At 38.1% G+C, this 23,456-nt stretch carries 17 protein-coding genes, 1 pseudogene and 1 riboswitch; of the genes and pseudogenes, 8 read left to right on the plus strand and 10 right to left on the minus strand.

Annotated features, from left to right (window positions below; all coding sequences use genetic code 11):
• Positions 1–493 precede the first annotated feature (493 nt).
• The 3 genes from HWX04_RS05945 to HWX04_RS05955 all read left to right on the plus strand — a co-directional run bounded on the left by HWX04_RS05945 (position 494) and on the right by HWX04_RS05955 (position 3,724).
• Entirely contained in the window at positions 494–886 is a 393-nt protein-coding gene (locus HWX04_RS05945) for a Fur family transcriptional regulator (RefSeq protein WP_175869256.1), read from the plus strand.
• A gap of 149 nt (positions 887–1,035) precedes the next feature.
• Positions 1,036–2,130 carry an HlyD family secretion protein gene (locus tag HWX04_RS05950; protein WP_175869257.1) on the plus strand — a complete coding sequence of 365 codons (1,095 nt, stop codon included), beginning with the start codon at positions 1,036–1,038 and terminating at the stop codon, positions 2,128–2,130.
• Positions 2,131–2,152: 22 nt separating this feature from the next.
• On the plus strand, positions 2,153–3,724 hold the full coding sequence (locus tag HWX04_RS05955; protein ID WP_175869258.1) for a DHA2 family efflux MFS transporter permease subunit: 1,572 nt from the start codon (positions 2,153–2,155) through the stop codon (positions 3,722–3,724).
• A 1,468-nt stretch (positions 3,725–5,192) separates the two neighbouring features.
• Here HWX04_RS05955 and HWX04_RS05960 read toward each other — a convergent pair.
• Both HWX04_RS05960 and HWX04_RS05965 read right to left on the minus strand, forming a co-directional pair.
• A complete protein-coding gene (locus HWX04_RS05960) occupies positions 5,193–5,777 on the minus strand; it encodes a GNAT family N-acetyltransferase (protein ID WP_175869259.1) in 585 nt (194 codons plus the stop codon).
• Positions 5,778–5,854: 77 nt separating this feature from the next.
• Positions 5,855–6,988 carry a type III PLP-dependent enzyme gene (locus HWX04_RS05965; RefSeq protein ID WP_175869260.1) on the minus strand — a complete coding sequence of 378 codons (1,134 nt, stop codon included), beginning with the start codon at positions 6,986–6,988 and terminating at the stop codon, positions 5,855–5,857.
• 34 nt (positions 6,989–7,022) lie between these two features.
• Between HWX04_RS05965 and HWX04_RS05970 the strand changes: the two genes are divergently transcribed.
• Positions 7,023–7,334 carry a hypothetical protein gene (locus tag HWX04_RS05970; RefSeq protein WP_175869261.1) on the plus strand — a complete coding sequence of 104 codons (312 nt, stop codon included), beginning with the start codon at positions 7,023–7,025 and terminating at the stop codon, positions 7,332–7,334.
• 1,255 nt (positions 7,335–8,589) lie between these two features.
• Here the strand turns inward: HWX04_RS05970 and trhO are convergent.
• A complete protein-coding gene (gene trhO, locus HWX04_RS05975) occupies positions 8,590–9,507 on the minus strand; it encodes an oxygen-dependent tRNA uridine(34) hydroxylase TrhO (protein WP_175869262.1) in 918 nt (305 codons plus the stop codon).
• Between the two features lie 116 nt (positions 9,508–9,623).
• On the opposite strand from trhO, the pseudogene eda reads away from it, so the two are divergent.
• Positions 9,624–10,290 (plus strand): annotated as a pseudogene (eda, locus tag HWX04_RS05980) (bifunctional 4-hydroxy-2-oxoglutarate aldolase/2-dehydro-3-deoxy-phosphogluconate aldolase).
• Here the strand turns inward: eda and HWX04_RS05985 are convergent.
• Complete coding sequence (locus tag HWX04_RS05985; protein WP_175869263.1) at positions 10,260–11,090, minus strand: ferredoxin--NADP reductase; 831 nt, start codon at positions 11,088–11,090, stop codon at positions 10,260–10,262. The pseudogene eda and the gene HWX04_RS05985 sit on opposite strands and share 31 nt — an antisense overlap.
• A 942-nt stretch (positions 11,091–12,032) precedes the next feature.
• Here HWX04_RS05985 and alr point away from each other — a divergent pair.
• Complete coding sequence (gene alr / locus HWX04_RS05990) at positions 12,033–13,148, plus strand: alanine racemase (RefSeq protein WP_175869264.1); 1,116 nt, start codon at positions 12,033–12,035, stop codon at positions 13,146–13,148.
• Positions 13,149–13,688: 540 nt separating this feature from the next.
• Here the strand turns inward: alr and HWX04_RS05995 are convergent.
• The 4 genes from HWX04_RS05995 to gcvT form a co-directional block, all read right to left on the minus strand.
• Entirely contained in the window at positions 13,689–13,874 is a 186-nt protein-coding gene (locus tag HWX04_RS05995; protein ID WP_175869265.1) for a hypothetical protein, read from the minus strand.
• 346 nt (positions 13,875–14,220) lie between these two features.
• Positions 14,221–17,016 carry an aminomethyl-transferring glycine dehydrogenase gene (gene gcvP, locus HWX04_RS06000; protein WP_175869266.1) on the minus strand — a complete coding sequence of 932 codons (2,796 nt, stop codon included), beginning with the start codon at positions 17,014–17,016 and terminating at the stop codon, positions 14,221–14,223.
• 5 nt (positions 17,017–17,021) lie between these two features.
• Complete coding sequence (gcvH, locus tag HWX04_RS06005; RefSeq protein ID WP_175869267.1) at positions 17,022–17,390, minus strand: glycine cleavage system protein GcvH; 369 nt, start codon at positions 17,388–17,390, stop codon at positions 17,022–17,024.
• Between the two features lie 6 nt (positions 17,391–17,396).
• Positions 17,397–18,509, minus strand: coding sequence for a glycine cleavage system aminomethyltransferase GcvT (gcvT, locus tag HWX04_RS06010; protein WP_175869268.1), 1,113 nt, complete (start codon positions 18,507–18,509; stop codon positions 17,397–17,399).
• A 137-nt stretch (positions 18,510–18,646) separates the two neighbouring features.
• Positions 18,647–18,744: riboswitch (glycine riboswitch) on the minus strand.
• Positions 18,745–19,195: 451 nt separating this feature from the next.
• Here gcvT and HWX04_RS06015 point away from each other — a divergent pair.
• Together HWX04_RS06015 and HWX04_RS06020 are read left to right on the plus strand one after the other, a co-directional pair.
• Positions 19,196–19,858 carry an LON peptidase substrate-binding domain-containing protein gene (locus HWX04_RS06015; protein ID WP_175869272.1) on the plus strand — a complete coding sequence of 221 codons (663 nt, stop codon included), beginning with the start codon at positions 19,196–19,198 and terminating at the stop codon, positions 19,856–19,858.
• Between the two features lie 13 nt (positions 19,859–19,871).
• Positions 19,872–20,078: a Trm112 family protein gene (locus HWX04_RS06020; protein ID WP_175869269.1), complete on the plus strand. Its 207-nt coding sequence runs from the start codon at positions 19,872–19,874 to the stop codon at positions 20,076–20,078.
• A gap of 1,836 nt (positions 20,079–21,914) precedes the next feature.
• Here the strand turns inward: HWX04_RS06020 and HWX04_RS06025 are convergent.
• Positions 21,915–22,691: a hypothetical protein gene (locus HWX04_RS06025; protein ID WP_175869270.1), complete on the minus strand. Its 777-nt coding sequence runs from the start codon at positions 22,689–22,691 to the stop codon at positions 21,915–21,917.
• 94 nt (positions 22,692–22,785) lie between these two features.
• Entirely contained in the window at positions 22,786–23,424 is a 639-nt protein-coding gene (locus HWX04_RS06030; RefSeq protein ID WP_175869271.1) for an LbetaH domain-containing protein, read from the minus strand.
• Positions 23,425–23,456 lie beyond the last annotated feature (32 nt).

A 23,456-nucleotide genomic window follows, 5' to 3' on the forward strand; every position in this document is an offset into this window, starting at 1 on the left:
CAAAAAACACCATACACTAAAAAGCGTAAAATAAAAACCTAAAAGGCAAAATACCGCGTATATGATAATCTTAGTTCTTAAAACAAGAGCGAAACTAACCATCGCAAGCAGAAACCGCTCTCGTTACTCCCCGTATATAGTACTCTTTCAACAAAAGAGTCAATATCATTTTTTAATTTTTTCAAAAAATAAAATATGGACTCTAAAAATGCTATTTCAACACATCAAAATCAAATAATAAAACAGACACGCCTCTAAAAAACATAACAAACAGACCTATCAATCATAAAGACGAATTGCGGAATGTTTCGTGCCGGATAACAGCGGCTCTTTACATAAGCCCCCTCCTCTCACAACGGCTATAACTCTCCTTAAAATATCACGACGCCCATCATGTAAAAGACTTAAAGACAGCTTACATATTCTATAATCACCATTGCATAAATATTTTGCACGTTTTATGCTTTTCCATGAGAGCAAAAGGAAGATGTCAATGTCATCTAAACTGACGCGTAACCAAACATTGGTTTTGAACACTTTAAAGAATGCAAAAGGCCCCTTAAGCGCTTATGCGATTCTTGATCACTTACGCGAAGAAGGTTTTCGTGCACCGCTCCAAGTTTATCGTGCGTTAGAAAAACTCGTACAACTAAAGTGTATTCATCGTCTTGAAAGTGTAAATGCCTTTATGGTCTGTTTACAACCTGAACAGTGTCAACACGAACTTACAACTTTTGTAATCTGTGAAAACTGTGGTAAAGTCAATGAAATACAAAACCAAACAATTGTATCGAGTTTAAAACAAATGCTTCAAGCCGTTGATTTCCAAGCGCACAGAAGCACCTTAGAAGTATGGGGGCTCTGTAAAAAATGCGCAACAAAATAAAACCTCTAACTTGCTAGTTTATATATTTAACATTATGTATCGAAAATTGCCTTATTGTTTGAAAAGCTCTTATTACCTTACATACACTCTCCCCTATAGTGATGAGAGTGTTTTACTCATTAGAGCACGCATATTGAAAGTATAAAATCATGTCCATATCTGAGACAATTCTTTTAGCCATAAATTTCAATAAAACGAAAAAAAAGAAAGCAATCAAGGCTCTTCTTATCATTCTAGCACTTTTTGTGCTTTGGTTTAGCTATAAGTGGATAACACATTGGCGTTATATGCTCTCCACGAACGATGCCTATGTACAAGGAGATATATCAGCTATTGCTCCTAAATTAAATGGATATATTGAAAAAATTGCTATTCAAGCCAATCAAATTGTAAAAAAAGACGATATCTTATTTTATTTAGACAATGGTGATTATCAAATAGCCTTGGATCAAACAGAAGCACGTCTCAATACACAGAAAAAAACACTTCTACGCATTGAAGCACAAATTACAGCAGCTCATAGCGCTTTAGATGACGCAAAAGCACAAAAAGCAGCGGCTTCAGCCATAGCAACCAATGCGCAACTCACCTTAAAACGCACCACAGAGCTTAAAGAAAGTCGTTATGCATCTCAATCTGATGTTGATGATGCCAAATCAGCTTATGAACAAGCCATTGCGAATGTTAACCGTGCGGATGCACAAATCGCCGCCGCACGCGCCAATATCCAAGTACTAGAAGCACAACGAAATGAAACAGAAAGCCAAACAAAGAGCTTAGAACTTTCACGTGAAAAAGCTCAACGTGATCTTGATTCAACCATTATACGCGCGCCATTTGATGGAATTATAGGAAATTTAACAGCAAAAACGGGAGATTTTGTTATAAATGGCCAACGTCTTGCCGCATTAGTCCCCATCCATGCGCTTTATATTGAAGCAAACTATAAAGAAACACAGTTGCAAAATATTCAGGCGGGACAAAAAGCTTATATTGCTGTTGATGCCTTCAAAAATGAGGTCTTTACAGGAACAGTGCTTTCTATTTCACCCGCAACAGGCGCTGTTTTCTCCCTTTTGCCTCCACAAAATGCTACTGGCAACTTCACAAAAATTGTCCAGCGAATCCCTGTACGCATTTCTATTCCAGAGGAAATCTTAAAGACCGGTCATATCCGAGCAGGAATGAGTGTTTCAGTAGAAGTTGATACACGTACAAAGCCACAAGATAAAAATCTCTTATAACAAAAAGGTAGAAGATCTTACTATGACATCTTCCATGCCCAAACCCACAGATTCTCATGAACGTATAGAAATACACAAAATTGTGGTTTTTATGGCGATGTCCTTTGGCATGTTCATGGCTATCTTGGATATCCAAATTGTTGCCTCTTCTTTAGCTGAAATTCAGGCAGGTCTTGCAGCAAGCTCTGAAGAAATTTCTTGGGTGCAAACTTCCTATCTCATCGCGGAAGTTATCATGTTGCCGCTTTCAGGATTTTTAGGGCGTTTTCTTTCAACACGTGTTTTCTTTACTCTATCAGCTATCGGATTTACAATTACTTCTGTCCTTTGTGCAACAGCAACATCTATTAATGAGATGATTGTGTATCGAGCGCTACAAGGTTTTATTGGTGGTGGAATTATCCCTAGCGTTTTTGTCGCCTCCTATGTCCTTTTTCCTCCTTCCAAACGCCCAATTGTAACCCCTATCGTTGGACTGGTCGCAACATTAGCGCCTACCATTGGTCCAACAGTGGGAGGCTATATTTGTCATCTCTTATCGTGGCATTGGCTTTTTCTCATCAATGTACCCTGCGGAATTATTATCTCTATTCTCGCTTGGAAATTGATTGATTTTGATAACGCGGACCACTCCTTAATGAAAAAATTTGACTGGTTAGGCCTTATTTCTATGGGGACTTTCTTGGGAACTTTAGAATATGTACTAGAAGAAGGCGCACGTCATGATTGGCTGAATGATCGGCTGATTCGGGACTTATTCATTATCATGATCTTGTCTGCTGCCCTCTTCTTCTGGCGCACTTTTACTGCAAAAGAACCCATTGTTGACCTTACGGCTTTTGCTAATTTTAATTTTTCAGCCGCATCCATTTTTTCCTTTGCTCTGGGAATAGGTCTTTATGGACTCACATATCTCTATCCTGTCTATTTGAGCCAAATTCGCCATTATGATGCCCTCATGATTGGGGAAACATTGTTTCTTTCGGGGTTTGTTATGTTATTAACGGCACCTCTTGCCGGATATCTTTCCGCACGAATAGATGCACGTTTGATGATGGCGATAGGACTTTTGGGCTTTGCAATAGGAACTTGGATGGCAAGCTCTATCACAGACAACTGGGATTTTTGGCAACTCTTTTGGCCGCAAGTTTTCCGTGGTGCTTCTGTGATGTTATGTATGGTTCCTGTTAATAACATTGCCTTAGGAACATTCCCACCAGAGAAAATGCAAAACGCTTCCGGACTTTTTAATCTCACACGCAATCTGGGGGGGGCTGTAGGGCTTGCCATTATCAGCACTCTCATAACAAAACGCACAGACCTACATTATACGCGAATAGGCGAAACGCTTCATCACGCAAATAGACAAACAACTGAACTGCTTTCAAAGCTTACTTTATTCTTCAAAACAGAAACCTTTGATTCGTATAGGCTTGCTCTTGCTCAACTGTTTAATGTAGCACGCATACAAGCAACAATTATGGCTCTTAGTGATATTTTCTTTATCTTAACCATCATCTTTAGTATTTTAGCATTGATGACCATTTTTCTCAGAAAAATACCACCCCTCACGGATTCTCCACCAAGTCACTAAATAACTTAAATTGAGAAATATTTTATCGCTTCCCTCTATTCTCTATAACTTTATCGTCTCTTAAGAGATAAGATAAATCAACATATGATTCTAAACGATTTCTTCTGATAAAAATTCTTTTCAATGCATGGCTATTTAGGCATAAAAAAAAATAACGTCTCACATGAAAAATTATTTTAGATGAGAGGATAATAGACAAAGACCTTATCTAAAGTGCTCTACGCCCTAAAAATAAAGCAGCTTTTTCTGTAAGATTTTTGATTTCTCACCATAGGGCAGAAAAATCATGGAAAGCTTTTGCCCTGTCATGCGATCTCTTATCTTTCTGCCAACCCTATTTACGCTACTATTTTCATAAAAACGAGCCTGTAAGATTCTGTGCGCTTCACACTTTGATTTTTATTAACAAGCGCATTTCCTTTATCCTATACAGAGCAACGATTTTTTGATTCTACATGCGAAACTTGAAATGAGAAATCCGTATTCGACACGCTCACACCAATTGGAAAATATTATCTTTAGATAACTATTATTTTTTATAGTAAAAGAAGTAAAAGTATATTTTTTAGAAGCTTTTAAACATGTAATTTTATTTTTTTATGCTCTTCTAAAGAATTTAATCCTTACCATTTTGACTTGACCGTCTTCTATTTTTCTTCCCCATTACTCAACACACGCTAAAATCATATAAATTTTCTCAAAATATCTCTCTTTTTGAATCAAGTTGATCAATGAATGATCACTTTCTATGCTCTAATTATATTTTTGCTGGATCTACAATGATGAATGACAGCAGTACCATCTTTAATATAAACATCTACACACTAATATAAACATCTACACACTTATTTAATCTTTCAAAGACGCACATTCATCTATATTAAATCGCTAAAATACTTTTAGAAATGCTTTCAATATCCTTTTACCGACAGGCAAATAATCATTTCTGATATGAAAAATTCAAGAGTATAAATGAGAAGATTTCGTTGTAAGAATGCATTAAGTTATATTATCAGATTGTATATTATAATGAGCAACTCGAATATCATGAACATCTTCCTATTTGAAAGCTCTTCATGATGAATCAATCAAAATCATTCCCTTGTTTCTCACAAGCATGGGAATCAAAACTGATTAAAAAAAAGAGTAAGAACCGTCTTGATACAAGATCAACCAATGATATTGAGAGCGAGAAAACTCTATGATGATACCAGCGAAAGCATCCAAAATCATTCAAGAATTCGATTCCCTTCAATATTATGAAAAGGACACTCCTTCAAAAAATGAGTTTTAAATATATTTCTACGACCTTAATTGGAACGATCAAAAATAAGAAACCAGTCCCATTAAAAAGCCATATAACACAATTGCAAAACAAATTTGCAAAACTTTGTACAAAAACTCTTTGCCACCAGCAAATACACTCTCTATGCTAGAGCATTGTTGAAAAGCGAAATAAATACAATCTTCATGCCACTTTATGATGCTGAAAACGACTTGAAACTGCTCGTTCTCCGCTCGCAATCAAAGTACCATAACAACCAGAAAGATAGTGCGGTATCAGTTCCAAGGCTTGAAAACGATGTTTTTCGTAAGGACCAGGCATTGCCAAATTTTCTGTTAAGCGATTTGAAAAACCAAAACGTTGATAAAATTCAAAATCTCCTACTAATAAAATAGCGCCATATTCTAATTTTTTAGCTGTTTCAATTGCATGGCGGACTAAAATTGATCCTATTCCCATACCAGTACATTCAGCTGCAACAGCCAAAGGTCCCAAAAGTAAAGCATGTTGTGTTTCATTTTTTTCTTTAAAAAAAGAAACATGCCAAAGACGGACACTGCCCACAAGCTCACCAAGGGCATTTTTAACCACAAAAGAAAGGTCTTGAGCTGCCAACCGACCACGACGTAAAGCCTCTGATGACTTACGTTTACGTCCACGCCCCATTGTTGCATCAAGCAAAATTTCTCGATAAGGTTTGTCTGCTTCCTGCTCCAATAAAAGTGTAAAACATGCTCCATTCTTTGTTTGAAAATTAATCATGTTCATCTCGGTAACCCACCCTCTTATAGCGCAATGACAAGCATAGCAAAAAATCTAAAAAAACCTACCGTTAAAAGGAAATTTCAGATCACATACGATCGTAAAGGTTCAAAACCATTAAAGGCAACAGATGCGTAAGTTGTTGTGTACGCACCCGTTCCATGAATTAATATCTCATCTCCTATCGTGAGAGATAAAGGAAGCGGATAAGGTGTTTTTTCATAGAGGACATCTGCCGAATCGCATGTTGGTCCAGCCAAAATACAAGGCTCCATAACCTCATCATCATGAGGGGTCTCAATAGGATAACGAATAGCTTCATCCATAGTTTCAGCAAGGCCATTAAATTTTCCAATATCAAGATAAACCCATCGGACATTATCATTGTCAGCTTTTTTAGAGATCAGAATAACTTCTGTGCGAATAACACCAGCATTGCCAACCATCGCACGCCCTGGCTCAATAATTGTCTCAGGGATACGATTACCAAAATGCTTTTTTAATGAATCAAAAACTGCCGTGCCATACACTTGTTCTGTAGGAACATCTTTCAAATAACGCGTTGGAAAACCACCTCCCATATTCACCAACTTCAATGAAATGCCTTCTTGTTCCAAATTTTTAAAAACGGTAGCAGCATCCGATAAAGCACGATCCCACGCACTCAGATCAACCTGTTGAGATCCAACATGAAAAGAAACACCATAGGCTTGCAAGCCTAATTGGTGTGCACGTTTTAGCACATCAACCGCCATAGCAGGGACACAACCAAATTTACGTGACAAGGGCCACTCTGCACCTTTCCCATCGGTAAGAACACGGCAAAAAACACACGCTCTAGGGGCAGCACGCGCAATTTTTTCTACTTCTTCAACACAATCAACGGCATAAAGTGAAATGCCTAATGCATAAGCTTGCGCGATATCACGCTCTTTTTTAATTGTATTTCCAAAAGAAATATGCTCTGGCGTTGCTCCTGCTTTTAAAGCCATCTCAATTTCTGCAACAGAAGCTGCATCAAAAGAAGATCCTAAAGAACTTAGCAAACGCAAGATTTCAGGGGCTGGGTTCGCTTTTATTGCGTAAAAAATACGAGACTGCGGCAGAGCTTTTTCAAAATTTAGATAGTTGTCACGAACAACATCAAGGTCAACAATTAAGCACGGACCTTCAGAACGATGTGTTGCAAGAAAATCGCGAATACGTTGCGTTGCCATCTGCAATTCTCCTTGAGGGAATCTCCCTCACTCTATGCTTAGACAGCCCAAACTGCCAAAAGCCAAAGGACAAAACACACACAACAACCATCCCCATTCTGATCACAAAAAACCAGAAATTAGCATTGCATGCAGCGAAAGAACAGCGCGAAAACCGCGTCATTCTATTTTATCTGCCTTTTTGATTGGAGTTGAGAAAACCACTTCCGCACTGAAGGCAATGAGGTGTGCCTCTATAGTTATCCCAGCACTTAAAAGCTGGAAGACACCAGAAAGGCCCGCACCGTCGTTGCTTCAAGATGTCCTCATTCTTGCAATTGGCTGTAAGAATGACTGGAGCGGTTAGTTCCAGGTACCGTACCGGTTGACCTCACCATTTGAGAACCAGCGGACACCCACAGGCACGTGCGACTTTGGGCAAGAAGTCCTATAAAACGAATCCTTTCTCATTTCAATCATTTTTTTAATTTTAAACATTTTTTAATGCTTAAAGAGAATATGATGCAAAAAAACAACACTCTGCTTCCACCAAACAAAGCCATCCTTCCACTTTCATGGAGCTACTCCCCTACTCTATCCGTACAACATAAATCACAATCTTGCTTTAAAAGCGCCTCTTGTTTAGCTTCCCCATTCCATTTTTCAACATCATCCATAGAAAACAACGCAAAATATCATACGCAATACATTAATTTATAAATTGATATTTTATTATTCTGGCCTTAGATTAAGAATTCCATCGTAAAATGCTTTCATTTTCCCCTCTCTTACAATAAATCAATCAAAATCATTCGCTTACATATCACAAATATAAAACAGTATGTGGCGATAAAACAGCTGAAAAAAGGAAAACACCTCTTATCAATCCTCTCAAATGCAAAGAATGTCCACATTGGAATCTGGGGATATCTAGGCTGAAGCAGTATCATCTTTAAAGGTAATGATATCCTTGCTCCCAACAAAACACCATTATCTTTCTCATTGAGATCCTAAAAAAACATCTGTGCTTCCAACATCCATTTCACCGCATCCTTCAACAAGATATCATGCAAAATGCTCCGTATAATAGAGCTGGTATGGTATAACTCAACGGCGTATTATTATCTTTAGACTTCATAAAAGAACAAGCCGATCCTCATCCCATATTGAACCACCAATGCTGAAACAGCCTCTTGATACTTGAGACGATTTATCAGAGGCATTTCTTTCTTGTATCGTTTTATTCCAAGCGACTTCCCCTGCTTGTAATATGCAAGAGACATGGTTTTGATTGCTTCAACAAAGAAACAGACTTGGAATGAGAGAACCCTCACGATTTTCGAAATCTCTTATTCAACATGTAAACCGTAAATTATTATAAATCGATGTGCTAAATTGTTCGTCAACAGCTACTCCCTTTTAAAAATGAAAAGTATTTGAAATACTCAACCCTTAAAAATCAGGGAAAGCAAATGATCTATAATGATTATTTATATTAACCTAAAGCAAAAGACCGAACAATGTTCGGTCTTGTAAAATATTTTTCTACCAAGATTAAAAACGCTTCTCTCTTAAATTTAAGAGAAAAAAGTTAAAATTTAAATTTCTAAACGACGACATCCTTATGTCCCTTGATGCGCCTCGATTGCACGCAACTTCAACAATTGGAATTGCCTATGGCGCTCACGAAAACGTTCTCTATCCGCTTCACTACGCGTGTTATAACAAGCCTCACAAGAAACACCTTCCTCATAATGAGGCGATAATTTGCTTTCAGCATTCAGAGGAGAACGACACGCGCGACAAAGTTCGCGTCCACATTCTTCAAGTCCATGTTGAACAGAAACACGCTCATCAAAAACAAAGCATTCTCCCCACCATAAACTTTCCTCTTTTGGGACCTTTTCTAAATATTTCAGAATTCCTCCTTTTAAATGGTACACTTGCTCATAACCAAGTTCACGAACATACGCTGTTGATTTTTCACAACGAATACCGCCTGTACAAAACATAGCAATTTTCTTTTTTTTCTTCAAATCAGCTTCATGTTGGCGCACCCATTCAGGAAATTCGCGAAATGTTTTAATCTGCGGATCAATTGCTCCTTGAAAACTCCCCATTGCATATTCATAATCGTTACGGGTATCGATCAAAATCGTCTCTTCATCTTGAATAAGAGCATTCCAATCTTCAGGCTCCACGTAAGTACCAACAACTTTTAGCGGATCAACCCCTTCAACCCCCATGGTCACAATTTCTTTTTTCAACCGCACTTTCATGCGATGAAAAGGCATTTTTGATGCCCATGAATATTTAATCTCCGGCGTTTGAAACGCTGGCTCAGCCGTAATAAAATCGACCAACGCTTCAATCGCTTCGCAAGAACCAGCAACAGTTCCATTAATTCCCTCTTGTGCCAAAAGGAGAGTCCCTTTGATATCCTTTGCTTGACATAAATCCTGCAAAGGCTTTTGTAATTGACAATAATGCTTCAACTCAGCGAAACAATAAAGTGCAGAAACTTTAAAATTCTTTTCCATGTGTTTTGCCATAACGCGCGTTTCATTCAATTTTAAGATCTATTCATTTACTCCTTAACATATTGTGCTTAATCAAACTATATTAAACCATATTCTTTCCAAGAAGAAAAAACATCATGTGCCAAAAAGTAGATGCCCTTTTAACACTTCTCCAGAAACAAACCGTTATACCTGTTTTGCTCATTGACAATATACAAAGTGCTGTACCTTTAGCACGTGCTCTTGTCAAAGGTGGATTAAAAACAATTGAGATCACCTTGCGCACACCAAATGCCCTAAAAGCAATTAAGACAATTACACAAGAAGTCCCTGAAGCAATTGTTGGAGCCGGAACAATTCTCAACACAACACACTACGAACAAGCCGAACAAGCTGGAGCAAAATTTGTCGTAAGCCCTGGATTATCAAATGAATTAATCAATTGTGCAAAAAATAGTGAAATTCCCCTTCTTCCTGGTGCAATAACCCCAAGTGAACTCATGCTAGCATTAGATCAAGGCTATTCATAATCTTAAATTTTTCCCTGCCAAAGCCGCTGGAAGTCTTGCCTTCTTCAAAGCGTTAGCATCTCCTTTTTCTGAAATCTTCTTTTGCCCTACAGGTAGCATAACAGAAAAAAGTGCAACACAATGGCTCCAACTTCCTAATGTCTTTTGCGTTGGTGGTTCTTGGATAGCACCCCAACAGCTCATTGCAATAAAGGATTGGAATGCAATCAGCACATTAGCACATACTGCATCACAACTTTCTTCTCACCCTACAAAAGCACGTTCTACAACATAAGTCGCGGGAGCATTGTTCGCCCCTTCAACAAGACCAAAGCTTTCGCACATCCTTGCACAATCCTTTAACATTGCCATGGAACCACAAATCATTACGCGATCTTCATCAGGAGAAATTTTCGGAAAACCAGTCGTTTCAAAAAAAGCACCACTCTCCATAACAGTTGTAATGCGCCCCATATGCTCAGAAGGTTCGCGAGTGGTCATAGGATAAAATTTCAATTGTTTTGCATATTCACCAATAAGCGGATCCTGTTGTAAAGAGACAACAAGTTCTTTTGCATAAGCAAGTTCATCCTTTTCTCGTGTGGTTTGAATAAGAACCACTTCTGAAAATTTTTCATAAGTGTCAGGATCACGAATAAGGCTTGCAAAAGGAGCAACCCCCGTTCCCGTTGAAAGAAGATAAAGGCGCTTTCCAGGAATAAGAGCATCCAGAACCAATGTTCCTGTGGCTTTCTTCCGCATGAGAACTGTATCACCAATTTTAATTTTTTGCAGATGCTCGGTTAAAGGTCCCCCTGGAACTTTTATCGAAAAAAATTCAAGCTGTTCATCCCAAAAGGGACTTGCAATTGAATAAGCGCGATAAACGGGCTTTTCTGCATTTGGCAAACCGATCATAACAAATTCACCCGAACGAAAACGAAAACTTTCCGGACGATTCAAGCGGAATTTAAACAAACAATCTGTATAATGATAAACCTCTTGAACAGTAAGAGCATATACATTTTCAGGAATCGGAAAATTTGAAGCAACGCTGCTGCTGTTTGACGGAACATTGGTAGCAGACGTATTCATATCCTTCCCCATATCTTTATTGAACATTAAATTTCGAATCCTTGATGTGATATAGTACTTGCATAACCATCTGCCAACAATTTTCTTAAAACAAAAGCTTTAAGATTAACACTTTTATGTCCAAATTAATCGAATGAAGAAAATACAAATATAAATCACATTCAAAAAAATCGAGGATTAAACAATCACAGTACCTTTTAACACATAAGGCTATTTGCCCATTAGAATGCTATAACATTCCTTCACTTGACAAAATTTATGCCCCAACATCTTAAAATAAAACAATTAAAACTTTTATTAATTGAACAATAACCGCACGCTCCCCAACAAAATTCCAACATTACATCCATTGTTTCTGACCTTTTTTACACTACTCTTCCCATACATAAATGAATCTAACGCGCTCTATAAACAATAAAAAAGTAACTTTAGGTTCATGAGACAACATATAAAATTGCCTAGATGAGTGACCGCCCCTCTCCTCGTAATAAAAAATTGTAAGTCATTGTTTGTCATTCTTTGATTGAGAATCGATAATTTATCATTTTATATTCTCTGAATAAGTAAGCTATATCTGTTTTAAGAAAAACAACCTCACCCGCAACAACAGCCTAACATTGCACTCTTCAAAATGATACAATACAATAAGTGCTACTTTCTTTTTTTAATATACTTCAACAAAAGAAAATAAGTAAAAAACAAAAGTCTATGTTTTGCAAATTATCAGTAGCCACCCTGTTGCTAATAACACAAATAAAACTAAAATACCTCTTATATCCAAAGTACCATTTTACATAAAAAAATGACTTTCATGGTGCATAATTCAGTATGGGAGGCTTATGATTTTGACCGTTGCAAACAGTATCTTTTTCTTTCATCTAAGGAATCTTTGTGAAATAACCAAAAAAAAGCCGTATTCACGAACAATGATAAGATTTAAACATGAATAAATCCGTTAATGATGAAATAAACACACACCTCTATGCAGCTGTCGCAACCATTGATGTCAGTGCCATTGTTGCCAATTATATCGCTTTAGCCAAACGTGTAGCGCCAACACAATGTTCAGCAGTTGTCAAAGCAAATGCCTATGGGCTAGGCGCTCACAAAATTGCTCCTGCCCTTTATCAAGCTGGTTGTCGTACTTTTTTTGTCGCTCAAATCAGAGAAGCATTGCACTTAAAAAACATTTTACCATCAAATGTCACGATTGCCCTTCTGAATGGACTTCCACACTTAGCCGAAGAGTTGGTCGCACAGTCTGGTATTGTTCCTGTTCTAAACTCTTGGAATGCCATTGAAATTTGGCACAAGATTTGTCAAAAAAAGGATAAAAATTTTCCAGCAATTGTTCAAATCGATACCCATATGAACCGATTAGGACTTGATCAAAAAGAATTACAAAAACTCATCAAACACCCTACCATTTTTGAAAAGGCAGACATAAAATATATTCTCGCTCACCTTGCTAACGGAGAAGATAATACGCACCCATCAAATTATGCCCAATTAACTTCTTTCAAAACTGCCCTTGCACAATTGCCCCCTTGTAGAGCTTCCTTTGCGAATTCTGGAGGTATTTTTTTAGGCTCAGATTTTTATTTTGACCTTGTTCGCCCCGGTATTGCACTTTATGGAATCGACCCTTCAGGGAAATCCCCATCCCTTCTAAAACCTGTTTTAAAACTTGAAGCCCAAGTCATTCAAAACCGTGTTGTTGGTGCAAAAGCACCTGTTGGTTATGGAGAAAGCTTTATAACCAACAGACCAAGTACTCTTGCAACCATTTCTATTGGCTATGCAGATGGTTGGCTCCGTGCTCTTTCGAATAAAGGAAACGTTTATTTTAATGGACACAAACTTCCCATGGTTGGACGCGTTTCTATGGATTCCATTATTGTAGATACAACCGATCTTGATCAAAAACCTCAAACAGGTGACTGGGTAGAACTCATTGGCCCCCATCAAACACTTGCAAAAGTATCTCTAGATGCCAACACTCTCCCCCATAAAATTCTAACGTCTCTTGGATCACGCTATAAATATATTTACACATAAAGGCTCTTTAAACAAATAAACTGATAAAAATTATTAACTTAGGAAACCAGAGAGATTCTACGAAAGATTTTTACAACAATCAATCGTATAGCATGGTCATGAGACATCGCACATTCACAAAGATCCCCAAACAGACAAATTGATGGGCTGTTTTATAAAAAGTAGGCTTCACCAAAAACACAAAAATTGAACTTTTTTCTCACATAAATTAATGAAAAATAATCTATTGCCAAGTTTTTAAAATTAATGCCAAATTAAGCCAAAATGTTCATTCTCTTCATATCGAACAAGTCAGCCAATCTCATAAGTTTCTCTTATTTCTAACCTTGTTCATCGTGAAAACATCAGATTTATTCTTTTGCATACCCCAAGCTGAACTGCGTCTAGATAAAAATGATTTAAGAGAAGCAATAAATCCTCTTATGAACCATCTCAAGTACCAAGAACTTATACCATTAGACACCCGCAAAGTGTGTGATAACGCCGGCTTGTTATAAGAGGTTCTGTAAAAAGCAACCATGACACAATTTGACTTTGCGTTTATGCACTCGACAAATGTTTATCCATATCTTTTGCACCATCTTCATAAAAATCAGATTGAAGAAAATATTTAAACAATTCTTGGCTCAAAAACTTGAAAATTTGACGAGATGCGACAACAGAGTTTTGCGTGCCTTTATGATCAGAAGCACTAAAATTGATTTTATTCCTTTTGCAACCGGTCATGGGCTCCTTGGGAAAGTAGGATGTTACAACACATGCAACAAAACGGACCTTGTCTCTATAAGTTTTGCTTTCGTTAATGTGGATTGGCTGGCTAGAAATAACCGATACGCTTAGTCAACTCAAACCATATCATACAATAAAAGAAAAAGGCGCGCACGCCTATCGCCTCCAAAATACAGCTTTTTTGTCGACTTTTCTGATTTTGCTCATGTTATAAAAACAAAGAAAAATTCTAGAAAATAGATAAATAACGCCATAGTAATAGGATCAATAAGCACAAAACCCACACAAAATGTGTGGGCTTTTTTCTTTATGCAAATAAACAAATTAAATACATATTTTTTATTTAATAGCTATTTCCCAAGGGTGGACACGAGCAAATGAGCATTCTGTCTCCCGCAACATTATTAATCCGCGATACAGGAGGCCAATATTTATTGGCTGGATCAAGGGAACTATTGGGGAAAGCAGCTTCTTGTCGCGAATAGGGTCGCGCCCAAGCATCATCTAAAGTATCTGCAACTGTATGAGGGGCATTTATCAATGGATTATTATCTTTTGGCCAAACCCCGTTTCCAACTTTCTTTGCTTCTTCAGCAATCGAGAGTAATGCATCACAAAAACGATCAATTTCTGCTTTTGGTTCTGATTCTGTTGGCTCAATCATCAAAGTTCCCGGAACAGGAAACGACATTGTGGGCGCATGGAATCCATAATCAATGAGACGTTTTGCAATATCATCAACACTCACCCCATACTGATCTTTTAATACACGTGTATCCACAATACACTCGTGAGCAACACGTCCATGTTTGCCCCGATAAAGAATGGAATAAGCGGATGAAAGACGTGCAGCAATATAATTAGCATTTAAAATGGCTATTTGTGTTGCATATTTTAAGCCATCAGCGCCCATCATTCGAATATACATCCACGTAATAGCGAGAATAGACGCACTTCCATAAGGCGCTGCTGAAACCGCATGGGTTGAGCCATCTTGTTCATGCCCTGGTAAGAAGGACTTAAGATGTGCCGCGACCCCGATCGGTCCCACACCAGGACCACCCCCTCCATGGGGAATGGCAAATGTTTTATGAAGATTCATATGACAAACATCAGCGCCAATATCAGCGGGACGCGCAAGCCCTACAAGGGCATTGAGATTAGCGCCATCAAAATAAACTTGTCCGCCATTTTCATGAATAATAGAACAAATTTCCTTAATACTTTCCTCATAAACCCCATGAGTTGAGGGATAAGTAATCATGAGAGCAGCCAATTTATCCTTATGCAATTGCGCTTTCATTTTGAGATCGTCAACATCAACATCGCCATCGCTTAAACATTTTACCACAACGACTTCCATTCCTGCCATATGGGCTGAAGCTGGATTAGTACCATGCGCAGAGGCCGGAATAAGACAAACTGTCCGTTGATGTTCTCCCCGTGAGTGGTAATAGCGTCGGATAGCTAAAAGTCCAGCATATTCACCTTGAGCACCAGAATTTGGCTGAAAAGACACTTGCGCAAATCCTGTAATTTCACACAACCACGCATTTAACTGATTGATCATCTCCAAATAACCCGCCGCATCCTCTGGTGAAACAAAAGGATGTATATTGGCCATGCTCGCCCAACTCACAGGCATCAATTCAGCTGCCGCATTCAGCTTCATTGTACAAGAACCAAGAGGGATCATCGCCCGATCCAGTGCCAAATCCTTATCGGCTAAACGACGCAAAAAGCGCATCATATCTGTCTCTGAATGAACCGCATGAAAAAAGGGCTGAGAAAGAAAAGCAGCATCCCGCCTTTGACCAAAGAGTCGTGGAAAAACTTGATCAACCAGTTGTGCACCCCAAAGCTGTGCTAAAGCACAAGCATCTTCTTCTGTCGATAATTCATCAAAATTGATTGCAATGGTGTCATCATCGAGAACACGAACAAGGCGTCCACTCATCTTGGCTTGATGCGCGATCTCTCTGGCTTTTCCCTTCACAACAATGCTGACACAATCAAAAAAAGACTCACCTTCACAAGAAACACCGGCAGCCTCTAAACCAGCAACAAAACGACATGTTAAATGATGAATCCGCTGCGCAATTTCTTGTAAGCCTTTTGGCCCATGCCAAACAGCATAAGTGGTTGCCATATTAGCCAACAAAGCCTGAGCTGTACAAATATTTGACGTCGCTTTATCGCGCCGGATATGTTGTTCACGCGTTTGCAAAGCTAAACGAAAACCAACGCGCCCTTCTGTATCCACGGATTGCCCCACTATACGCCCTGGAATAAGCCGTGTGAGCGCATCATTAACCGCAAGGTAGCCAGCATGCGGACCACCAAACCCCATCGGAACCCCATAACGCTGCATAGAGCCAACAACAATATCAGCCCCCCATTTTGCAGGTGCTTCCATAAGCGTAAGCGCTAAAGGATCAGCCACAACGATAACCAGCGCTCCTTTTTCCTTTGCCTCTTTTATGACCTCACTATAATCATGAAAAGAACCTTTTGTATCAGGCCAAGAGAGAACAATTGCCGCTGTATCAGAACAAATTTCTCTCTCAACACTGATCTGAATGCCTTGTGTTTCAGCACGTGTTTGCACAACATTCAAAGTCTGAGGATGCAAAAGACTCTGAAGGGAAATTTTTGTTTTTTTCTCTCGTGCAAAACGAACAGCAAGGGCATTGGCTTCCGCTAAAGCAGTTGCTTCATCAAGAAGAGAAGCAGCAGCAACAGGCAACCCTGTCAGTTCACTAATCAATGTCTGAAAATAAAACAAAAGCTCTAAACGACCTTGACTAATTTCTGCTTGATACGGCGTATAAGCGGTATACCAAGCAGGATTTTCAAACAGATTTCGTAAAATAACCGGAGGCACAAATGTTCCATGATATCCTTGCCCAATAAAACTTTTATGCATACAATTACGCTCCATCATTTTGGAGAGTTCTTCCAAGGCTTGGTTCTCACTCGCAGCCTGGGGAAGGTTTAATGAACGTCCCAAATGAATAGAATTGGGAACAGCTTGAGAAATGAGTGTATCAACACTATCAAGCTCTAAAACATCCAGCATTTTTTGTGTTTCATCAGGACGCAGCCCAATATGTCGAGAAGAAAAAGAACGCTCGATCATGATACTCATCCAATCAAAACCTTATAAGCATCTTCATCCAACAACCCTTCCAGTTGTGTTTCATCCTGCAATGTCATTTTCCATAACCAGCCTTCTGTTTCAGCTTTCTGATTGACCAATTCAGGATTATCAGCCAGTGCTTCATTGATTTCGACCACTTCACCATCAAGAGGAGAATAAACATCTGAAGCCGCTTTAACGGATTCCACAACAGCTGCCGCCTCCCCTTTGGAAAGTTTTGTTCCCCTTTGTGGTAAATCAACAAAAACCAAATCGCCTAATTGCTCTTGCGCATAATGTGTAACCCCAACAGTCACCATTGGTCCTTCCACGCTAAGCCATTCATGGTCTTGTGTAAAATAAGTTTTAGACATAAAAAATCATCCTTTAAAATAACGTTGTTCAACGAAGGGAAGAGAATGCACTAAGAGCGCAATCTTTTTGCCTCGCAATTCTGTAAAGACTTCTGTTCCTTCAACTTTACATGCGACAGGAACGTACCCCATCGCAACAGGACCATCAAAAGAAGGACCAAAACCGCCTGATGTTACCACGCCAATCTCATTGCCTTGATCATCGAAAAGTACCGCACCGGCACGAATAGGTTGGCGCGTTTGCGGTTTTAATCCAACACGACAACGCGCTGGTCCTTTTTGCAGGGCTTCAAGAAAAGCCTTTGCGCCGTAAAATTGTGCTTTTTCTCGAACACTTTTAGGAACAGCCCATGTGAGAGCCGCATCAATAGGCGTCGTATCTGGGGTGATATCATTTCCATGCAAACACAACCCTGCTTCCAACCGCAAGCTATCGCGTGCGGCAAGTCCAATCCACTCAACACGAGAATCACTCAGCAATTTTTCAGCCAACATATGCGCATGCCCTATCGGCAAAGCAATTTCAAAACCATCTTCTCCCGTATACCCAGAACGCGTTATAAACCAATCTTTTTGTGGGTCAAATCCTTGCATAAAGAACAATTCATTCCCCGGTAGATCGGCATCAGCAAGAACGGCTGCCGCTTCAGGACCTTGAAGAGCAAGCAAGACCCTTTCAAGGGCAATCACTTGACATTCAAAATCAACAGCACGCTTTTCCAGTTCCACAAAATCAGCCTGTGCATTCCCCGCATTGGCAACCAACATAAAACGGCGCTCTTCCAAACGGGTAATGATAAGATCATCAAGAATACCAGCCTGCTCATTCAGCAAATAATTATACCGTGATTGCCCAATCTTTAAAGCTGCGGCATCAATAGGAAAAGCATAGGATAAAAATTCTACGGCTTGTGCCCCTTCAACGGCAATCAATTTCATATGAGAAATATCAAAAAGTCCTGCATGTGCACGGGTATGAAGATGCTCTTTCAAAACACCAAGAGGATAAGTTAAAGGCATATTCCACCCCGCAAAAGCACCAAATTTTGCTCCTGCTTTTTCATGTAGATCATATAAAGGAAGTGTTTTTAAAAAAGATGTTTCTTGTTGTGTGCCCATAATAACTCCAAAGCTGCGCTAACACCCACACGATATGGTCGTCTCTGCACCCCTCTGTCATCAACCTGAGAGACTCGCGAAAAGATTTCTCGCTTACACCTTCGGCGCGGGCTCTCCCGACTTTCCAGATCTGCCTTACTCCTTTTACGGTCCTTAAAGCCTGAGAGATTATGGGCTATTTCCCCTTCGGCGGCAATGCGAAAATTTGCAATCTGCACTCTCCCGCAAAAGAATGAAAGAAACGATAATGCTCTTTCCAGCATGTTCTGATCTATAACCTATCTTTACCGCACTGTCATTAGTAAAGTGAACCCCAAGCTCTCATTTTAAAACTTGCATAAACAACTTCAAAAGATTTATAATAGCATCCTTTTGAAGCTTACAAAAATTGTAAGAAACACATTTTAGGAGATTTAAAACAAAATCAAAAGTGATAAGCAAAAATACCCCTTGAAAATCATGCGAAACGTCACACACTAAAAAGATCGCAAAGCAGTATTCTTTCTTGTACAATTCAATCTTAAGAGTAGGGTTTCATATTCTTTTAAGAATTAAGACAAAGAACTTCAAATATTTTATAAGGTTTATTTTAATGTACAAGAAGTAGATTTTCTGCTTTTTCAAGAGTGTCATAAAATACAATGATTGACAGACTAAAATTACCGAATAAAGGTCACAACATACTCATGAAAGCTGGTAATATCTCCTACAATTGCGAAAATGATCTTCCAAAGCAAATTGCCCTTTTCCCTTTAGAAGGTGCACTCTTACTGCCTGGTGGTTTTTTATCCCTCAACATTTTTGAACCAGAATCGCTTGAAATGATTGAAAATGTTATGGTATCAGATCGTCTCTTGGGCATTATTCAACCTCTTTCATCGGGTACGGACCGCTTTTCCAAACAACTTTATAAAACAGGCTGTATAGGACGCATCACAAACTACAGTGAAACAGGCAATGGACAGCTGTTCATTATATTACAAGGTGTTTGCCGTTTCACCTTAGAACAAGAATTGCCAAATACAAAGTCCTATCGAACAGCTCTCATCCAATCAAACATAAAAGACTTACAAGAACTTGATATTGAAGAAAGCATTCATCGAGAAAGCTTACTTGATGTTGTTGAGAAATATCTGACCATCCATGAAATGGAATATAATTGGAGCAGTATCATAGAAGCCCCTACCCCTATATTGGTGAATGCCTTTTCAGCTCTTATCCCCTTTACACCAGCAGAAAAACAAGCTCTCCTTGAAGCTCCTGATATCAAAAGTCGTGCCCAAACGCTTCTTGCGTTAACAGAACGCTCACTCATGAAACAAACAGGAACAGATTACCGTTTAAACTAATGAACGTAAAACCATGAAAAAAATGACCACAGATCCCAAAATGCTCGAATTGCTTGTCTGCCCAATAACAAAAGGCATACTCTCTTTTAACCGAGAAACACAAGAGCTTATTTCTCTCAAAGCCAAACTTGCCTATCCTATTCGGGATGGTATTCCCATTATGCTTGCTTCAGAAGCACGCCCTTTGCAAAACGATGAAAAAATAACCCATAAAAAATAAATCCTCGTCAGGCAATTTTCCTTTCAAAAGCCCACTGTTTTCAAGCCTCTATCAAGATGATATCTCAGAGTCTTGAGAAAAAGAATTTTACAATTCGACTTTACAACTTTTCAAAGTATCTCAAACGATCTTTATTATCTGTAGCGGATGCATTGATGACATCAAAACTTGAAAAAACCAAAAAGAAAAATGGAGTGTGATTTCAATTGACAATTGATAAGGTATTGCCTTAAGGTTTTGATCCGTATACACGGCGTTCAATGGGGGCTTTCAAATTCAAACCTTAAATCCTGCTTTGTAAATATTGTGGAACTTCCGGGATTCTTGTCATGTCCAAGTGCTTTCAGCACTAAAAGCAAGAGGCTGTTTTGAGTCAGAACTTCCAGATCCCGGAAACATTTATTGCATAAAAACATAGTAAATTCAGTATCTTATGTGAATTTATTTTATATGAATTCACTTAAGAATCCACACTTCTATGCATGTTTAAATTGACCATTTTTTATAAACAATTGTCACGTATAAATAGACCATAAAAAGCAAATCATGATGCAAATATTATAACGCATGCGTCATTTAAATGAAATGAAAAGCCGTTATCATTCATAACAGTTCATAAATTTTATGATACGTTTTTATCACTCACAAATCGCATTGTTTTAAATTTAGCCGTTTGAAATTTTCAATACCATACGTTTAAAGATCACAGCTTGTTTTAAAGATTGGATTGTTATCGCATAAAAAGAAACAAATTAACGTTCGCCAAAATTGGCGAGCGCAAAATCTAAAGAATGTTATAGTAACTTTAAGAAAGTAATCATTTAAAACTTTTATAAGCTTATAGATTTTCATTTATTAAGGGCGCATAAAAGATTTAAAGACAAAATCGTTTTTAAAGCGCTTAATAAAAATTTAGAAAATGATAGGCAGGCAATTATAGATACTATCATCAAAACAAATATGAAATTCAAAAAGTTATATCTTATGAAATCAAAAGCCTTTTTATGTTATATGCAAGCAAGCTATCAACAAACGTTTAAAGGTTGCAGTTTAAAATACAAAATCAAATGAGAGCGCCTCAAATTTAAGGGCATCTATTGAAACAAAGATAAGCAAGCAAAATTCAAAATCGTTGTAACATCATAAAAGCATAGGGCTTTACTAAATTTTGGAGTCAAAAGCGATATTGTTTAAAGAATGCTCTATTCTAAAGATAACGAACTCAAAATTGAGCTGGTTAATTTTTAAAGAAATTAGGTTTTAAAGAAAAGTAAAAATACGCTTATGAGAACCTCTTTAAGGGAACGTTTAAAACCGCTTTTTATAACAGCTATAATTTAGTTATCATTTGCTCTTAAGAACGTCTTATTTACGAAAAAACAAAGCTCTAGATTTCACAGCAGAGTCAATCTTAAAAGCCTTAGATTTTATAAAAGCGTTTTGATTTATTTGATATGTTTGATTTTAGAATGTCAGTTATTTGAATTCACTCAACTCAATTTCGAGGTCAATATTTTAAAACGTTTTAAAGAAGCATTGTGATTATGTGCTTTATTTCAAATAAATGCTATCAAGATTATACCTATCATTTACGGTTCTTTTGATAACTTTTTATAAAAACAAGAGAACGCTTGCAATATGATACGTTTTGTATATACGCATTCATTACTCCATTATGAGTGATTAATTTTAATCATTAGAATCAGACTTTGAAAGCCGCGTCATATCAATTGGCACGGCTTTCTTTTTGAATTCTCTCTTTTATGATGCGTTTTAAACAATGTATCTTATGATGCGTTTATAGTCATTAAAGGCGCGCCCCCCACGCGCCGTTCTTTATTCTGTCTCATCAATCTTGACAAGGTTATCGTTTTCATAAACCTCATAATTTATAGGAATTTCCTTTACTTTGCTTTTCTTGGTTAATTTCGCATTGCCATAAGCGCGACCCCAGACCTTCGTATAGAATAAAACCTTGGCATTGCCAAAAACAGAGCCATAAATTTCAGCACACCCACCCACCAAAGCACCGCCATAGACCTTGCCATGTATTTTTGCACGACCATTAACAACGGCATAATTATAAACCTCAGCATAGCTATGAATACAAGCCGAGCCAGCAACAATGGCACGACCATAAACCCTTGCATAACTAAAGACCGCAGCATCATGAGAAATATGCGCATGATCATAAATATGAGCATCAGCAAGCACGCGGGCACCCCCACTTACATGAGCATTGCCATAAATATTCCCATAAACATGAGCACTACCATAAACAAAAGCATGRTCATAAATTTTCGCATATTGAGAGATAAAAGCCTTGCCATAGATTTCACAATTCCCATAGACTTGACCACACACTTGAGAAAAATGACGTATTTTTGCATTGTCATAAACACGAGCATAGCCATAGACACAAGCTTTATCATATACCCAACAATTGCCATCATGAGAGAGGTTTACTTCCTTTTGAATAAATCCCCCTAAATCCCCCGTCTTAACATCATCAAAATCTCTTAAAGCACGAATGCGATAAAGATTTATAGTATTACGAGTAAGAGCATGTTTGATTTGTTTGATTTCATTGGTTAATTCATATTTTTTGCACATAAGGACACCCTCACAATCTAATGTGATAAAGATTTGCTAAAATTTGGAATGGGAAATTTAAAAGAGGGGCGCCCCCGCAACGCCCGTGCTTTATTTACGCAGCGTCTTTTATGGTTTGATCACAAATGTTGATATGACCATTCAATTTTTTGGTATCTATATATGAATTGCCAAAAACACTTACTTTATCGCAAATATATGTATAGCCTGTAATTTTTGCATTTTCATAAATACAAGCATCATCACAAACCACAGCAAAAAACCAGACTTGAGCATTGTCGTAAATTTTAGCATTGCCATAAGCTTGCGCATAGCCAGTCAATAAAGCGTTATCATAAATTTTAGCATGCCCTTTTATAACAGCCCTGTCAGAGACTTCAGCATGATTCAAAACGCAGGCATAATCGTAAACAAAAGTTCTTCCAAAAACCAAGGCATTATCAGCAACCCTTGCATTGTCATAAATTCTTGCACTATCAAAAACTTTAGAATTGCCTTCAATTTTCGCATTATCGAAAACATGAGCATTATTATAAACACACGCTTCATTATAAACCCAGCAATTGCCATCATGTGATAAGTTGCTTTCCTTTTCAATAAAACCACCGACAACCCCAGCTTTAACATCAGCAAAGTCTTTTAATGCTTTAATGCGATAAAGGGTTGTAATCTCTCTAGTAAACATATTTTTAATTTGTTTGATTTCACTGGTTAATTCATATTTTTTAGACATAAGGATACCCTCACAATTTAATGTGATAACGA

This window comes from Bartonella gabonensis, assembly GCF_903679515.1.
Taxonomy (GTDB): Bacteria; Pseudomonadota; Alphaproteobacteria; order Rhizobiales; family Rhizobiaceae; genus Bartonella; species Bartonella gabonensis.

What these genes read in the sequence shown, in the direction of transcription:
- HWX04_RS05945 (WP_175869256.1), top strand. Translation starts at nt 494, where the DNA reads ATGTCATCTAAACTGACGCGTAACCAAACATTGGTTTTGAACACTTTA.
- HWX04_RS05950 (WP_175869257.1), top strand. Translation starts at nt 1,036, where the DNA reads ATGTCCATATCTGAGACAATTCTTTTAGCCATAAATTTCAATAAAACG.
- HWX04_RS05955 (WP_175869258.1), top strand. Translation starts at nt 2,153, where the DNA reads ATGACATCTTCCATGCCCAAACCCACAGATTCTCATGAACGTATAGAA.
- HWX04_RS05960 (WP_175869259.1), bottom strand. Translation starts at nt 5,777, where the DNA reads ATGAACATGATTAATTTTCAAACAAAGAATGGAGCATGTTTTACACTT.
- HWX04_RS05965 (WP_175869260.1), bottom strand. Translation starts at nt 6,988, where the DNA reads ATGGCAACGCAACGTATTCGCGATTTTCTTGCAACACATCGTTCTGAA.
- HWX04_RS05970 (WP_175869261.1), top strand. Translation starts at nt 7,023, where the DNA reads ATGCTTAGACAGCCCAAACTGCCAAAAGCCAAAGGACAAAACACACAC.
- trhO (WP_175869262.1), bottom strand. Translation starts at nt 9,507, where the DNA reads ATGGAAAAGAATTTTAAAGTTTCTGCACTTTATTGTTTCGCTGAGTTG.
- HWX04_RS05985 (WP_175869263.1), bottom strand. Translation starts at nt 11,090, where the DNA reads ATGAATACGTCTGCTACCAATGTTCCGTCAAACAGCAGCAGCGTTGCT.
- alr (WP_175869264.1), top strand. Translation starts at nt 12,033, where the DNA reads ATGAATAAATCCGTTAATGATGAAATAAACACACACCTCTATGCAGCT.
- HWX04_RS05995 (WP_175869265.1), bottom strand. Translation starts at nt 13,874, where the DNA reads ATGACCGGTTGCAAAAGGAATAAAATCAATTTTAGTGCTTCTGATCAT.
- gcvP (WP_175869266.1), bottom strand. Translation starts at nt 17,016, where the DNA reads ATGATCGAGCGTTCTTTTTCTTCTCGACATATTGGGCTGCGTCCTGAT.
- gcvH (WP_175869267.1), bottom strand. Translation starts at nt 17,390, where the DNA reads ATGTCTAAAACTTATTTTACACAAGACCATGAATGGCTTAGCGTGGAA.
- gcvT (WP_175869268.1), bottom strand. Translation starts at nt 18,509, where the DNA reads ATGGGCACACAACAAGAAACATCTTTTTTAAAAACACTTCCTTTATAT.
- HWX04_RS06015 (WP_175869272.1), top strand. Translation starts at nt 19,196, where the DNA reads ATGAAAGCTGGTAATATCTCCTACAATTGCGAAAATGATCTTCCAAAG.
- HWX04_RS06020 (WP_175869269.1), top strand. Translation starts at nt 19,872, where the DNA reads ATGAAAAAAATGACCACAGATCCCAAAATGCTCGAATTGCTTGTCTGC.
- HWX04_RS06030 (WP_175869271.1), bottom strand. Translation starts at nt 23,424, where the DNA reads ATGTCTAAAAAATATGAATTAACCAGTGAAATCAAACAAATTAAAAAT.